This window comes from Nocardia sp. NPDC004168, from assembly GCF_040610355.1.
Classification (GTDB): Bacteria; Actinomycetota; Actinomycetes; order Mycobacteriales; family Mycobacteriaceae; genus Nocardia; species Nocardia sichangensis.
On the sequence record NZ_JBEXME010000001.1, the window covers coordinates 757,495 to 771,885 of the forward strand.

13 protein-coding genes and 1 pseudogene are annotated in these 14,391 nt (G+C 68.2%); 5 read left to right on the forward strand and 9 right to left on the reverse strand.

Annotated features, from left to right (window positions below; all coding sequences use genetic code 11):
* The first annotated feature begins 22 nt into the window (after nt 1-22).
* Nucleotides 23-1,420 carry a condensation domain-containing protein gene (locus tag ABZW96_RS03675; protein WP_355070953.1) on the forward strand — a complete coding sequence of 466 codons (1,398 nt, stop codon included), beginning with the start codon at nt 23-25 and terminating at the stop codon, nt 1,418-1,420.
* Between the two features lie 9 nt (nt 1,421-1,429).
* Nucleotides 1,430-2,113, forward strand: coding sequence for a hypothetical protein (locus ABZW96_RS03680; protein ID WP_355070955.1), 684 nt, complete (start codon nt 1,430-1,432; stop codon nt 2,111-2,113).
* Nucleotides 2,114-2,128: 15 nt separating this feature from the next.
* Here the strand turns inward: ABZW96_RS03680 and ABZW96_RS03685 are convergent, their stop codons facing one another.
* From ABZW96_RS03685 to folE, 8 genes are all read right to left on the reverse strand, one after another.
* Entirely contained in the window at nt 2,129-4,237 is a 2,109-nt protein-coding gene (locus ABZW96_RS03685) for an MMPL family transporter (protein WP_355070957.1), read from the reverse strand.
* Entirely contained in the window at nt 4,234-5,433 is a 1,200-nt protein-coding gene (locus ABZW96_RS03690; RefSeq protein ID WP_355070958.1) for a peptide synthetase, read from the reverse strand. The genes ABZW96_RS03685 and ABZW96_RS03690 overlap by 4 nt, the downstream gene beginning before the upstream one ends.
* Before the next feature lie 26 nt (nt 5,434-5,459).
* Nucleotides 5,460-6,506: an NAD-dependent epimerase/dehydratase family protein gene (locus ABZW96_RS03695; protein ID WP_355070960.1), complete on the reverse strand. Its 1,047-nt coding sequence runs from the start codon at nt 6,504-6,506 to the stop codon at nt 5,460-5,462.
* Nucleotides 6,503-6,784: a hypothetical protein gene (locus ABZW96_RS03700; RefSeq protein WP_355070962.1), complete on the reverse strand. Its 282-nt coding sequence runs from the start codon at nt 6,782-6,784 to the stop codon at nt 6,503-6,505. Before ABZW96_RS03700 ends, ABZW96_RS03695 begins: the two co-directional genes overlap by 4 nt.
* 2 nt (nt 6,785-6,786) lie before the next feature.
* Nucleotides 6,787-8,460 carry a fatty acid CoA ligase family protein gene (locus ABZW96_RS03705; RefSeq protein WP_355070964.1) on the reverse strand — a complete coding sequence of 558 codons (1,674 nt, stop codon included), beginning with the start codon at nt 8,458-8,460 and terminating at the stop codon, nt 6,787-6,789.
* Nucleotides 8,457-9,371 (reverse strand): hypothetical protein, encoded by a 915-nt coding sequence (locus ABZW96_RS03710; RefSeq protein ID WP_355070966.1) that lies wholly within the window; start codon nt 9,369-9,371, stop codon nt 8,457-8,459. The genes ABZW96_RS03705 and ABZW96_RS03710 overlap by 4 nt, the downstream gene beginning before the upstream one ends.
* Nucleotides 9,372-9,379: 8 nt before the next feature.
* Nucleotides 9,380-10,432 (reverse strand): 3-oxoacyl-[acyl-carrier-protein] synthase III C-terminal domain-containing protein, encoded by a 1,053-nt coding sequence (locus ABZW96_RS03715; RefSeq protein ID WP_355071064.1) that lies wholly within the window; start codon nt 10,430-10,432, stop codon nt 9,380-9,382.
* A 548-nt stretch (nt 10,433-10,980) separates the two neighbouring features.
* Entirely contained in the window at nt 10,981-11,577 is a 597-nt protein-coding gene (gene folE, locus ABZW96_RS03720; protein ID WP_355070968.1) for a GTP cyclohydrolase I FolE, read from the reverse strand.
* A gap of 174 nt (nt 11,578-11,751) precedes the next feature.
* Between folE and ABZW96_RS03725 the strand changes: the two genes are divergently transcribed.
* Entirely contained in the window at nt 11,752-12,453 is a 702-nt protein-coding gene (locus ABZW96_RS03725) for a helix-turn-helix domain-containing protein (RefSeq protein WP_355070969.1), read from the forward strand.
* 88 nt (nt 12,454-12,541) lie between these two features.
* Here ABZW96_RS03725 and ABZW96_RS03730 read toward each other — a convergent pair whose 3' ends face one another.
* The gene (locus tag ABZW96_RS03730) at nt 12,542-13,117 is read right to left on the reverse strand and encodes a TetR/AcrR family transcriptional regulator (protein WP_355071066.1); all 576 of its coding nucleotides are present in this window, start codon (nt 13,115-13,117) and stop codon (nt 12,542-12,544) included.
* A gap of 193 nt (nt 13,118-13,310) precedes the next feature.
* On the opposite strand from ABZW96_RS03730, the gene ABZW96_RS03735 reads away from it, so the two are divergent.
* Both ABZW96_RS03735 and ABZW96_RS03740 read left to right on the forward strand, forming a co-directional pair.
* The gene (locus tag ABZW96_RS03735) at nt 13,311-14,186 is read left to right on the forward strand and encodes a metal-dependent hydrolase (RefSeq protein ID WP_355070971.1); all 876 of its coding nucleotides are present in this window, start codon (nt 13,311-13,313) and stop codon (nt 14,184-14,186) included.
* A pseudogene (locus tag ABZW96_RS03740) lies at nt 14,183-14,391 on the forward strand (oxidoreductase); the annotation flags it as partial. The gene ABZW96_RS03735 and the pseudogene ABZW96_RS03740, both read left to right, overlap by 4 nt.

Consider the following 14,391-nt stretch of genomic DNA (forward strand, 5'->3'; position numbering starts at 1 on the left):
GCCGTCGAAACGAGGTGTCCCCGTGGTCCGTTTCGGGCTGATCGATGAATGGGAGCCGGGGCCGGGCCGGCTGGTCGGCTGGGCGGCCTCGCCGGAGTCGGTGGCGCGCGCCCGCCGGGCGCCGGTGCACCCGGCTCCGCCCTCGCACCAGCAGGAGCAGTATCTGCGGCTCGCCGATCGGCACGCCGACGCGGATTTCCGGTACTCGGGCCTGTGCCTGGTGACCGCGGAGATCCCGACCGGCGGCCTCGACCTGGCCGCGATGACGCGGGCGATCAACGCGTTCCTGTTGCGCCACGACACCTTCCGAACCTGGTTCCGGGTCGACGCCGCCGGTGCGATCGAGCGTCACCTGGTGCCCGCGGAGGACGTCGATTTCGTGCCGGTCGACTACGGCCACGTGGACGAGGCAAGGGCGATCCGCGATCACGTCCAGAAGACGACGCCGGGGCCCTTCGACTGGGACTGCTTCACCTTCGGGGCGATCGAACGCGAGGATTCGACGACGGTCTACCTGGCGGTCGATCATCTGCACACCGACGGATTCGGCCAGTACCTGTCCGGGTTCGACCTCGCGCTGCTGTATCTGCGCGAGGTGTGGGAGGACGTCGGCATGCTGCATCCCGCGGCCAGCTATCTCGACTACTGCACTGCCGAACGGGAGTACACCGGCCGGATGACGCTCGCCTCGCCCGGCGTCCAGAAGTGGCTGGAGCTCATTCGCGGGAACGACGGCGAACTGCCTTCCTTCCCATTGGATCTGGGCAGGCGGACCGATGTGTACAACCGCAGTGCGCACCGCACGGTCACGCTGTTCGACGAGCACACCGCGCTACGGTTCGAGCGGGTCTGCCGTGACAACGGCGCGGAATTCGTCGGCGGCATCTTCGCCGCGGCGGCGCTGGCCGAGCGCGAGCTCATCGACAGCGACTATTACTTCGGCATGACACCGGTCAGCACCCGCGGTTCCGCCGCCGAACGCGCGTCGGTCGGCTGGTATGTGACGTTGCTGCCGGTGGCCTTTCCGATCGCGCCGACCACCACCTTCGCCCGGGCCGCGGCCATCGCGCAGCACGCCTACGAGAACGGCCTGCGCCTGGCTCCCACCTCGTTCCAGCGCGTGGTGGAACTGTTGCCCGCCGACTCCGATCTCGACCTGGAACCGGGCTGGTCCACGCCGATGATCTCCTACGTCGACGCCCGAGAACTGCTCGGCAACGAGGTGTTCGACCTGGCGTCGTGCGGGTTGTACGCCAACCGCGCCGCGTCCGAACAGGTGCTGATCTGGATCAACCGGCTCGCGTCGGAGACCACGCTGAGCGTCATCTACCCGGACACGCCGGTGGCGCACGGTTCCGTCGAGCGCTACGTGGCCACCCTCGAAGCGGTGTTCGCGGCGGCGGCCGAGGACACAGTGTGAGGAGGACATGTGCGCACCGCTTTTCGTGACCCGGGGATACCCGACGGAGAGAAGTCCGTCTACACCGTCAGCGTGACCGATCGGCCGCCGAAGCTCGATCTGATCAGCGTGGTATCGCACGACGGCGACGGTTACCGCTCGATGCTCGAGGTCGGCCTCGGACCCGCGAATTTCGCGATGACCATCGAGCAGCGATTCCAGCGCTCCGGAGATCGGTTGTCGGCCGAGCGCTATCGCGCCGAGACACGTTCGGGCACCACGGTCGTCAGCCGCGAGGAGGCCAACTTCGTCGGCACCACCCATCTTCAGTTCGGCGGCGGGATCGCGCCGTTTCCGGCCAATGTGATGCCGCTCGCCGGCGGCCTGACGCTGCTGCGCGGCCTGGACTTCGCCGAGGGCGCCGAAGAGTGCGTCGACCTGTGGCTCGCCTTCTCGGTGCACGTCCCGCTCGGTGCGAAAGTGGAGCAGCGCACGGTCGTCGACGTACCCGCCGGTCGCATCACCAGCTGGCAGGTACGGCTGCGGCCGCGGCTCACGGGGCTGAACACGATGGTGGAAAAGGTGATCGGCGGGTTCCTGCCACCCGCGGTGGCCCACTTCGACGCGGTCGCCCCGCACCGACTGGTCCGGATGAGTTTCCCGACCGGGCCGATGCCGTGGGATCCACGCGGCCTGCTCGAACTGGTCGCTTAGCGCCGCTGGATTCCGTCAGGCCGCGGACGTGCGTTCCCGGATGCGGGCGACGGTGGCCGGGATGATGCGGCGGCGCGGTGACCACCAGTTGGCCGGGCCCATCAGCTGGACCAGCGCGGGCACCAAGAGCATGCGCACGAGGGTGGCGTCCACGACGAGTGCGATGATCATGCCCAGACCGAGGAAGCGCATCGGGGTCAGCGGGGAGAGGGTGAACGCCCCGGTGACGATCACCAGCAAGGTCGCCGCGGCGGTGATCACGCGCGCGGTCTTGATGGTGCCCGCGCGCACCGACGCCGCGGTGTCGGCGCCCGCGTCGTGCGCTTCGACCATGCGGGAGAGCAGGAACACCTCGTAGTCGGTGGACAGGCCGAAGACGACCGCGATGATCAGCACGAGCATGCCCGCGGTGATCGGGCCGGTGCTCACGCCGAGTACGCCGGACAGATGCCCGCCGCAAAAGATCCAGGTGAGCACGCCGAAGGTCGCGGCGAGGCTCAGGAAGGCGAGGGCGACGGCTTTGAGCGGCAGGACGACCGAGCGGAACGCGGTCGACAGCAGCACCAACGTCGCGCCGACCATTACTAGGATCATCCACGGCATCCCGGCGACGATGGACCGCACGCTGTCCACGGTGGCCGCGGTGTCGCCGCCGACCCACAGCGCGGTGCCGTCCGGCGGCGTCAGGGCACGGATGCCGCGCACCGAGGCGCTCGCCGCTTCGGTGCGGTCGGTATCGCGCAGGAACGCGTGGAAGACGACGAAATCCTCGGCGCGACCCACCTGGACGACCTGCCGCACACCGTCGACCTTGCCCAGTGCCGCGGCGACGGCATCAACCGCGGCCGCCTGCGGCGGCCCGTTCGTGCCGTGCAGCACGGCGGTGGCTCCGCTGCCCGCCGCGGGAAACTGCGCGGTGAGCTCTTCGATGGTGACGCGCATGGCGTTGTCCGGGGGCAACGCGTGGTGGTCGATGTCGCCCAGCCGCAGCCCGGCCAACGGCGCCGCGAAGACCAGCAGGACGGCGCCGACGACCACGGTCACCAGCCCCGGCCGCCGCAGCACGCGGTCGACCAGGCCGCCCCAGAACCGGTCGGTGCGATCGATCGCGCGCGCGGTGCCGATGCGCGCGCCGAACAGGGCGAGCAGGGCGGGCAGCACGGTGAGCGAGAGTCCGGCGGCCAGGGCGACCGCGGTGATCGCGCCGATGCCGAGCGAGCGCAGCACCGCCTGCGGGAAGACGAACGTACCCGCGAACGCGCAAACCAGCAGCAGTGCCGAGAACGCGATGGTGCGTCCCGCGGTCGAGTAGGTGCGGGTGATCGCGGCGCGCACGTCGTGCCCCTCGGCGACCTCCTCGCGGAATCGGGTGACCAGGAACAGCCCGTAGTCGATGGCCATCCCGAGGCCGAGCAGGGAGGCGATGTTCACCGCGAACGTGCTCACCTCGGTGAGTTCGGCGAGCACGCGGATGGCGCCCAGCGCGCCGAGCACGGTCAGGCCGCCGACCACGACCGGGAAGGACGCGGCGACCAGACCGCCGAACACCAGCACCAGGATGAGCAGCGTCAGCGGAAGCGAGAGCGCTTCCGCCCGGACCAGATCGTGCTGGGACTGCGCGTTGATCTCCGTGGAGACCGCGCTGTAGCCGGACAGATCGGCCGGAACACCCGGAACGCGAAGCAGCGGTTCGATGTCGGGATACACGGCGACACGCTGGTTGGCGTCACCGGCGAGATAGACCACGGCGAGCGCGTGCCGTCCGTCCGCCGCGCGCAGGAACTGCTTTCGCGCGAACCCAGCGTTCCAATAGGTTTCGATCGGCCGTTGCAGCATCGCCGGATCGATCCGCGCCAGCGCCTCCTGCACCAAGGGGCCGATGTCGTCGAGCGTCTGTCCCTCCGGAGCGGTGTAGCGCACGACCACGTCGGGATTCTGCGGTCCGAAGTGCTCGCTCACGAGTTGATCCACGTGCGCGGACTCGCTGCCGGGATCGATGAACCCGGCAGCGGTGACCTTGTCCGACGCTCCGATGCCCAGGAGGCCGGACAGCAGCATCACCCCGGTCACGACGGCGAGCACCATCCGTGGCCGGGCGAGGACGACCCGGGCGATGGCGGTCATGCCACGGCCGCATCGTGCGGCGCGAGCTCGGCCTCGAGCCGCGCGGTGATCTTGTCCAGCAGCGCCTCCAGCCGGGGCTCGATGCCCGCGCCGTTGCGGCAGGAGACGGTCAGCTCCAGCTTCCCGCGCGATTCGACCATGGCGAACAGCAGCGGCATCGCGCCGCTGTGCTGCGGCAGCAACCGCATGGAGGTCGGTGTCCAGCCGGGCACGGCCATCTCGTCGAGATCGCAGGCGCCCATATAGGAGACGGTGGCCGACACCATGTTCCGGTTCAGCCGTGCCCCCAGCCAGTTGCTCCCGCGCAGCGCCGTGCGAATGACGGCGTCCGGGAACTTCGACAGCTTGCCGTTGTCCAATTCGTTCAGTTCGCGTTTCTCCCGCAGACCGACCCGCATCCGCTCCCTGACCGCCTCCCAGTCTTCGCCTGGCGCCACGTCGAGAAACAGGGGCAGCGCCAGGTTCGCGGTGGACCGCAAGCCGGGATCGTGCCTGCGCAGATCGACCGGAATCATGAAGCGCGACTTCGTCTCCGACTCTTCGGCCAGGATCGCCGCCACGCGCGCGACGATGCCCCTGCCGGTCGCCTCGATCGTGCGGTGGCGCAGCAGCCAGCGCGGGGCCGCCGGATCCTGGCGGCCGCGTCCGGACGGCGCCTGGAATGTGGGCAGCACCAAAGTCGGTCTGCCCGCAGCGCCGACCCGCGCGACCAGTTCGGCGTCCGCGACCGGGTCGGGAGCGCCGAGCGGCCGCTGCCCCCGCAGGGCGCGCAACACGTCGTCCACCCACATGCGCATGCCCATGCCGTCCATCACGCCGTGGAAGGCGCGGAACAGCACGGTGGTCTGCGCACCCGTGAGCAGCAGCACCTCGGTGGTGCGGTCAGGCGTGGGACCGATCGGGCTGTTGAGCACCGCGTCGTGCTCCAGTGCGTCGTAGTTCAGCGACCATCCCGGCACTACGCGCACGGTGGCGGCCAGACCGCTGTCCACCCAGTCGCGGCCGTCGCGGACGAGGCGCGCGCCGGGAGCGGCCGCCGAGGCCACGTCGACGGCGGCCTGCACGGCGGCCGGGTCAAGGCTGCCCTCGCCGTGGACCGCGATGTGCATCACGAACGGCGGAGTCACCTGTCGCGTGGAGAAATAGAGGCGTTCGGTAGGGGTGATCTTCCTGCGGAAGACGAGGGCGTTGCTCATGCTGGTCTCCGGTAACGGGGAAGTGCTCAGCGCAGATCGCGGGTGAGTTCGACCGCTCCGCCCTGGCCTTCCAGCCAGGTGAGGAAGGCGGTCAGCCCGCTGTCGCGGTCCACGACCGGCCGGTAGCCGAAATCGCGCGCGGCGGCGCTGGTGTCGTAGGTGGCGCTGCGGGTGAGCAGAGCGACGGCGTAGCGCGAGAGCGGAGGCGACCAGCGTGTCGCGACGGCGGGGATGCGCCAGATCGTCTCGATGACGCGCACCGCCGCGTCGATGACCTTGGGGTTGGGTTTCCTGGTCGGCGGCTGGTATCCGAGCCGGGCGGCCACCTGGCCGAGAAAACCCCAGACGTCGGTCTTCTCGGCGTCGGCGATGAAATACGCTTTGCCGCCCACCGTGTCCGAGGCGGCTGCTCGAACACAGGCCTCGACGATGTTGTCGACGTGGCACAGCGAGGCGTACACGGTGCGGCCGAACGACAGATCCGGCAACGTTCCCGCGCCGGCCCGCCCGAGCATCCGCACGATGGGACCGGACCGGTCGCCCGCACCCCAGATCGCGCGCGGGCGCAGCGCGCAGGTGCGGAATCCCTCGGTGTCGGCGGCCAGCACCGCCCGCTCGGCCGCGGCTTTGGTCTCCGAGTACAGGTTCAGGTAGCGCCGCGGATACGGCACCGACTCGTCGACGTCGATCTGGTCGCCGCCGTAGTAGTCCATCAGCGCACTCGGGCTGGAGATGAACACGAACCGCGCGGCCCCGCCGCGCCGGGCCGCCTCCAGCAACCGCTCGGTGGCCCGGACGTTCTCGTTCCAGAACTGCTCCCGGGTGCCGCGTTCGTCCACCCGTGCCGCGCTGTGGAACACGATGTCGACGCCGCGGGTCGCTCGCTCGAGCGACGCCGGATCGGCCAGGTCGCCGTAGACCAGCTGGATCTTGTCGAGGTCGGCGCTCAGGTCGGACAGATCGCTGGTGCGGCGCACCAGGATCGACACATGGTGCTCGCCGTCGCGCACCAACCTGCGCACCAGCGCTCCGCCCAGAAAACCGGACGCGCCGGTCACCAGAACTTTGCTCATTGCCTTTTCTCCTTGCCGGGCTGAGTCCGCCACCAGGTCAGGCCGAAGATCTGCGTCAATATCGCCGTACGGAGGCGACCGCTGCCGGATCCCTCGGCGGCGCGCAAGGCCACCGGGATCTGGGCCGCGTGCACGACGACGCTGAGGAACGCGTCGATCCACCAGACGGTGCGCAGGATTCGGCTGTCGGGGGCATGGCCGGTGGTCGCGGCGAGCGCGCCGCCCGCCAGATACAGCCATCCCAGGACGGGAACAGCCCGCAGTGCGGTCGTTTTCATGATCAGGTATCCGTTCCGAGGCGCTCGGCCGCCCACCCTGTGAGCTCTTCGCGTCCGATCTTGGCGTTGTGCCGGATGTCCACCGGGAACGACGGATGGACAAGGAAGTCGGCGATCGTCCTGGTGAGGTCGAACTGCGCCCCGTGGGCCCGCAGCGCCGGCTCGACGACGGCCGGGTCGGCGCCCGGCTTCACTTCGACGCAGAGCACCGGTCGCTGCGCGCCGCGCCGACCGATCCCGACCAGCGCCGTGCGGGACACACCCGCGACGGTGTTGAAGATCTGCTCCACCTGGACGGTGAACATCGGTCCATGCGCCGTGACCACGCGCTGACTCTTGCGGCCGCAGAACCAGATCCGCTCTTGTTCGTCGATCCACGCGAGATCGCCGGTGCGATGCCAGACCCGATCGCCGTCGACGATCTTGCCCAACGCGTTCGCCTGTTCCGGCCAGTAATACCTGGTGCTGACGTTCGGCCCGCTCACCACCAGTTCGCCGATGCCACGAGTGTCCGCCAGGCCGCCCGCGAGTTCTTCGGCCCGCGCCCACGTGGGTATGGGGTCGTCGGTGATGGCGACGACGCGCGCCTGCACCTGGTAGGAGGGCCTGCCGATACAGGTTCCCGCGCCGCGGTGCGCCCGTTCGACCAAGCCGTCCAGCAGTTCCCTGGACTCGATGGTGGACATCGGCAGCGCCTCGGTGGACCCGTATCCCGCCACCACCTTCGCGTCCTCGCCCAGCACCGCGCGCAGTCCGGCGATGCACCAGTCCGGCACCGGCGCGCCACCGGAGTAGATGCTCTCCAGCGACGCGAGCGGAGTCGGGTGGGCACGCAGGTATTCCAGTAGCGGGATGAGTACGGCGGGGGAGGCGAACATGGTACTCACCCCGAACTTCTCGATCGCGTCGGCCACATGCGCCGGATCGGTCGCGCCCACCTTGCTCGGGATGAGCGGCGGCAGCACGCAACGCGAGCCGAGCAGCAGATCCAGCACGCCGACCAGCGGAAGGGTGATCAAGGAGGCTTCCGGCGCCACCTCCCCGCGTGCTACATGCACCTGCTCCACCATCGCGGCCAGGTTGCCGTGTGTCAGCTGCACGGCTTTGGCCGGGCCGGTGCTGCCGGTGGTGAAAGCGATGAGCAGCAAATCGTCCTCGGTGGCCGGGCGGCCCACCGGCATCGAGCCCGCGGGCGTGCGGCCCCAGTCCCGCAGCGACTCGCCGCGCCAGAACCAGCGTCTGCCGACCGTCACCACCGTGTGGACGGTGCGGAAGCCGCGCCGGAACAACACGCGCAGCGCATGCGCCTGCGGGATGCCGATGAACGCCTCGGCGTCCACGGCGCGCAAGCAGCGCAACATCTTTCGCACGCCCATGCCCGGGTCGATCACCACGGCCACCGCGCCGATCTTGAGCAGCCCGAACATGATCGCGTACAGCTCCGGGCTCGGCAGCACCAGCACGATGGTGCGCGTCCCGGTGCCGACACCCGACGCGGCGAGCCGCTGGGCGATCGTGTCCGACCACGCGTCCAGCTCGCGATAGGTCAGGTGCCGGTAGGCCGGCAGGCCATCGGGGCCGACCCCGTCCGCGTAGCGCACGGCCACCCGGGTGGGGTCGGTGCGGACGACCGCACGAAACCGATCGATGGCCTGCCAGTAGGTTCCCGTTGTCACGCAGGCGCCCCGGCGAAGACGGGCAGCCGGTAGAGCGCCGCCGCCGCGGAGGGACCCGCGCCCGCCGCGACGAACAGCAGTTGGCGATGAGCGGCGAGGGTGTCGTCCGCTACCGCTTGGTCGTAGGCCGCGGTGAGCGCGGCCGTGTGCGGGTCGCCGTCGCGCAGATCCGGTGTGCGGACCGAGCTTTCGTCGATGCCGAGCGCGGCGGCCAGCTTCTTCGGGAACTCCGGGCTCGGCGTCGAGGCGATCAGCGCGATCTCGTCGAGCGAGGCGTGGTCGGATTCGGCGAGCGCCAGGCGCGCGGCGTCGACGGCCACCTCCAGCAGGCGGTCCTCGAAGCCGGGCTCGCGTTCCACCGTCATGGCGCCGCGGCCGGTGTTGCCCATGGTCGTCACGTCGACGTAGGCCTCGATCGCGGGCGTGCCCTCGCCGGCGACGGTGTGCACCCTGCCGAAGCCGGTCGGCTCGTCGGTGTGTTCGAGCAGCAGCGCCGCGCCGCAGGTGGCGTACGGGAACCGGTCGTCGCCGACGGAACGCAGCAGGGACGGATGGGTGTCGCCGGAGACGACGAGCACGTGCTCGGCGCTGCCGGTCTCCAGGACCGACGTGGCCACCTGCACCGCGTTGAGCACGCCGATCGCGCCGTTCATCAGATCGAACGAGAACGTCCTCGGGTCGTCCTTGGCGTATTCCAGGCCGATTCCGGCCGCTTTCTGGATCAGCGCCGACACCGCGGGCTCGACGGTGTTGGAATCCCGGAAGATGCCGGCGTTGATCAGGAGGCCGACCTGGTCGGGACGAATGCCGGCACGCTCGAGGCACCGCTTGGCCGCGCGCCCGTTGTGCTCCACGATGCTGTTGGTGTCGCCGCCGCGGCTGATCGCGCTGGACTTGATACGCACACTCATGACCGGCCTCAGACCTTCAGCGACGAGATGGTGGTGGACAGGAACCCGGTGACGATGCCGGAAGCCGCGGGCACCAGCAGCAACTTCGAGCCCGCGGGGATGCTCTGCTCGCTGAGCTGATCGTGCAGGACGATGAAATGCGAAGTGGTGGAAGTATTTCCGTACTTCTCGATGACCCGCAGGTCCGGCGGCATCGGACTGCCGAACTCGCGCTCGGCGATCGCGTTCATCCACGGAATGGCGGTGGCGCCGAACTGATGGTGGATGACGTAGTCGAACTTCTCGTCGGCGAAGGTCTTGCCCTGCGCCTCGAGGAATTTCCGCTGGGTATTGGTGCCGAGCAGGAAGCGATCCTCGTTGTGCATCCTGCGGTTGTCGGTGTACATCGCGATGCCTTGCGTCTTGCCGCTCGGCATGCCCAGACACAACTGCGCGTATTCCGCGGCGGTCATCATTTCGATGTAGTGGATCATGTCGTTTTCATCGACCGCGCGATCCAGCACGATCGCGCATCCGGAGTCGCCGACGGACAGCGAAGCGAATTGCGGATCGTATTTCTGGGAAATCTCGGCAACTGCGGTCTCGGCGATCGGGGTAATGGCTTCACCACTGACCACGAGGCCGTTGCGAACGGCGCCGGACCGGATCATCCGATCCAGGATGTACGTCCCGGTGAGCATTCCTGCGCAGGCATTGGTGATATCGAATGTGATCGCGTTCTTGGCACCGATAAGGCGGCTGATCGAACCGGCGAAAGACGGCTCCATGTACACCCTGGTCGCGTTCTTGCTCCGCGTGATCGAGGCGGAGATGATGACGTCGATCTCCTCGGGTGCGTACTGTGACCTGGAAAGACAGTCTTCGACAGCTTTCATGGCCAGTGTGAACGAGTCCTCGTGACTTTCCGGCCTGGTATCGCGGAACCGGCGCTCACGGACGCCGGTTATTTTCTCAAGATCGAACGAAGGCGGTTCTTTCAGCCCGGAAAGAAGCTCTTCTGTGGTGACGACTCTGGAAGGCAGATAGGCGCCGATGGATTCGAAACGAGAATGGGGAGACACGAGCGCTCCTGAAATCGTGGGGAAATACGGTTCCGGATCGACTCTGATCGTCGGTGCAGTGAACACTACCCGACAGTAACAACGAATGGCTATATCACCTTCGAGCGCTCCGTCTGAGACGGAAATCACTGGCGAAGGTATGTGTTTCGTGAGGTATCACCAACCGGTGACCGGCTGGCTATGGCGTTCGCAGTATTGCGATGTGAAGAGCCGTTTCGGCTTGTCACGGTGTTTCGCGTCGCGGGCCGTATGCGGCGCACCGGGTGGGCGAATGCGTCGCTTTCGGAATGGCAACCGATCGGCTATTGCCGAATGGCGGCAATGTGTGAGGACTCGGGGAGACGTCTCTCTCGTCGGATGTGAGTGACTTCACTGCGAACCGTGCGTCCGGTGCGGGATCGGAGTGATGCGGCCAGTGCTCCGATACGTGCCGAACATCGCTGTGGCACAGAAGGTTTGCCCACCATTGGACGTGCCGAACGATCCGGGCGACGCCGCAGTGTGGGCGGTCGCTGCTCAGTGGGGGTTGTAGCTCGACGGTGAGATGGTCAGGGCGCGATCCCGGTGAGGGAGAAGAACTCCTGGCGAGAGCGGGCGTCGTCACGCAGTGTGCCGAGCATGGTGGAAGTGACCGTGGTCGTGCCGACCGCCTGCACGCCGCGCAGGGTCATGCAGGTGTGTTCGGCTTCGATGACGACCCCGACCCCTTTGGGGCTCAGATTCGTCGCCAGCCAATCGGCTATCTGTTTGGTCAGTCGTTCCTGCACCTGGGGGCGGCAGGAGAAGTGCTCGACTATGCGGGCGAGCTTGGACAGTCCGAGGATGCGGTCGCCCGGTAGGTAACCGACGTGGGCGACTCCGACGAACGGCAGCAGGTGGTGCTCGCATACCGACCGCAACGGGATGCGGCGGGCCAGTACGAGCTCGTCGTAGCCCTCGTCGTTGGGGAAAGTGGTCAGGTCGAACGGGCGGGGAGTGAACAGTTCGGCGTAGGCGCGAGCCATGCGGCCCGGGGTGGCCCTCAGGTGTTCGTCGTCGAGGCCGACGCCGAGCGCGGAGAGGAACTCGCCGGCCGCGCGCTCGGCGGCGGTCAGGTCGACGGTGGTGCCGGAGTCGTGGACGACTCGTAACGCGGAATGGGACATGAACGCTGGCTCCCCATGTCGAGGGCGGCTCGTGGCGCACCGCCGTGGCTGGTCCGAATGCGGTCGGCTGGTTACGCCAATTATTATTGGCTAAATTGTCCGAGGTGGTCAAGAGCTGGGCATATATCGCATCACACGTATTTCAACTAGTGTGGTAAGTGCTATCGTGATCCTGTGACCAGCGATGCGGCGATCGGTGCAGTGGCCGCCCTCGATGACGAACTGCGGCGCGGGATGTATCGGTTCATCCGTCGCGCCCGTCGCCCGGTAACCCGGGACGAGGCCGCCGAGCAGGTCGGGATATCCCGCAAGCTGGCCGCGTTCCACCTGGACAAGCTCGTCGACGCCGGGTTGCTGCGGGCCCGCTACGAGCAGGTCGGCGGCGTCCGGCGGGTCGGGCGCACGCCGAAGGTCTACGAGCCCGCCGACACCGAGGTCCAGGTCAGCATTCCCGAACGCCGCCACCGGGTGCTGGCGGAGATACTCGCCGACGCCGTCCTCGCCGAGTCGGCCGACGAGACCTCGCGGGAGGCCGCGATGCGGATAGCCCGCGATCGCGGCGCCGAACACGGACAGGCGCTACGGCAACAACTTCGGCCGGGACGCCTCGGCGCCGAACGTGCGCTGACCCTGCTGCAGTCGACGCTCACCGATCAAGGGTTCGAACCCGGCCGGGAGGGCGCGGGATGTCTGCGCCTGCGGAACTGCCCGTTCCATCCACTCGCGGCCAAGGCTCCGGACCTGGTGTGCGGAATCAACCACGCCTACCTGCGTGGCTTTCTGAACGGCCTGGAAGCCGACACTGTGACGGCGATGCTCGCGCCGGCAGCGGGCGAATGCTGCGTCGAGCTGCGTTCGACCGGCGGCCGCGTGTGATCGATCACCGGCCCGGAGCGGCCGGTCGGCCACGTTCACGTGGCGCCCATCGAGCCGCATGGTCCGATCGGGCGCTCGGCGTCCGGAGCTAGGCTTCGGTGCTCAGCGAGGAGCGCGCTGTGGCGATCCGTTCGAGCACGTCGGACGTGTGCGCGTCGAAACGCTCTCGGGAGACCGGGATCTCGCCGTCGAGCCACGGGCGATAGAGATAGGCGAGCGCACCGAAGATGGCGCTGGCGTTGAGTTCGTGATCGTGCTCGTCGGGCATCGGCTCGGTGTAGTCGCCCGCGCTGATGACCAACGCGATCGGCGCGGTGAAAAGGCCGATGAGTTCATAGGCGCGCGGCAAGAGCACGGGCGTGGCCTGCGACTCGACGAACATGATCCGCCCGCGGCGGCGGTCCTCCAGCAGATAGTCGGTGAAGACGGCGACCATGTGGCGGAACATCGCGTCGCGTTCGACGGGTGCGTTGGGCAGCTCGTCCAGCAACCGGTCCCGCGCGCCGAGCACCACGGTGTCCAGCACGGTGGTCAGCAGCGCGTCCAGGTTCGGAAAGCTCTCGTAGAAGTAGCGCTCGGTGAGTCCGGCCTGCCGGCAGACACCTCGCATGGACGTCTCGGCCGCGCCCACGGTGGCCATCAATTCCGTGCACGCCTCGATCAGCTGTTCCCGGCGCGCGGCGACGCGATCGGCGGGCGATTGCCCACGTCAGCGGCGCATGCCAGGAATCGACCCGTCGGCTTCGTCCATGGCCGTCATCCTCTCATAGCGGCCGAATTGACATCATGTGATGTTGACAGCATGTGATGTCACCAATACATTGCGAAGACCACCGATCGATCACGAGGGGTGCGAGATGGGTTCTGCCGTATATACCGACCAGACACACGCCATCAACGCGCGGGCCGTGGAGTTCGACTTCGCCACGGTGCCGATGCATTACATCCCCGGCGAGGCGATGGCCACCCACATCATCAACGTGATGCACCTGGTGCTGCCCGAAGGCGAGCGCGCGATGGCGCAGGCGCTGGCCGAGGCACTGCCGCTGATCGACGACGAGCGGTTACGCGAGGAAGTCCGCGGCTTCATCGGCCAGGAATCCATGCATGCCAGTTCGCACGAGAAGGCGCGCGAACAGTTGGAGCGGCTCGGCCTGGAGGTCGGCCCGATGGTCGACCGGGTCACCTGGCTGGTCGACCGGATACTCGGCGACCACGGACTGTCCGGCCGGGCCAAGCGGGAGTGGTTGTGCGAGCGGCTGGCGTTGTTCGCGGGCATGGAGCACTACACCGCGGTCATCGGGGAGTGGCTGCTCACCAACGACAAGCTCGAGGCCAAGGGCATGCACCCGGCGATGCTGGATCTGATCCGCTGGCACGGCGCGGAGGAGGTCGAGCATCGCAGCGTCGTCTACGACGCGTACATGCACGTCGACGGCGGATACGCGCGCAAGGCGCGGCAGGCGCTGCTGGCCAGCGCGGGCTTGCTCGTCTTGTTCGTCATCTCCGGGGGCTACCTGTTCCACAAGGACCCGTCGAAGCACAAAGGCCGATTCTGGCCACTCCAAATGGCCAGCGCCTCGGTGCGCGGTGTGGTGCCGAGCTTCACGACCTTCTTCACCGAGATTCCGCGTTACCTGCGGCCGGGCTTCCACCCGTCGCAGCTCGGCCCGATGGACAACGCGCTGCGTTACCTCGCGCAGTCGCCCGCGGCACGGGCGGCGCGCGGGTGACCGCCGTCGAGCGGTTCCAGCCAGGGCCCGCACTGCGCCTGATCGGCTCGGCGGCCGACGCCTACAAGCGGCTGTTCGTGGAAGGCGACGCCGCGCGACTGCTCTCGCGCCCGGATCCGGTCCGCCGCACCGGCTACGAATTCGAGGTGGTCGTCGACCGGATCGGCCAGGAGGCCGACGGTGTGGTGAGCTTGTGGCTGCGCCA

Bases quoted from the DNA above. Each gene is read 5' to 3' on its own strand.
- ABZW96_RS03685 (WP_355070957.1), bottom strand. From the start codon at position 4,237: ATGACCGCCATCGCCCGGGTCGTCCTCGCCCGGCCACGGATGGTGCTC.
- ABZW96_RS03690 (WP_355070958.1), bottom strand. From the start codon at position 5,433: ATGAGCAACGCCCTCGTCTTCCGCAGGAAGATCACCCCTACCGAACGC.
- ABZW96_RS03695 (WP_355070960.1), bottom strand. From the start codon at position 6,506: ATGAGCAAAGTTCTGGTGACCGGCGCGTCCGGTTTTCTGGGCGGAGCG.
- ABZW96_RS03700 (WP_355070962.1), bottom strand. From the start codon at position 6,784: ATGAAAACGACCGCACTGCGGGCTGTTCCCGTCCTGGGATGGCTGTAT.
- ABZW96_RS03710 (WP_355070966.1), bottom strand. From the start codon at position 9,371: ATGAGTGTGCGTATCAAGTCCAGCGCGATCAGCCGCGGCGGCGACACC.
- folE (WP_355070968.1), bottom strand. From the start codon at position 11,577: ATGTCCCATTCCGCGTTACGAGTCGTCCACGACTCCGGCACCACCGTC.
- ABZW96_RS03735 (WP_355070971.1), top strand. From the start codon at position 13,311: ATGGGTTCTGCCGTATATACCGACCAGACACACGCCATCAACGCGCGG.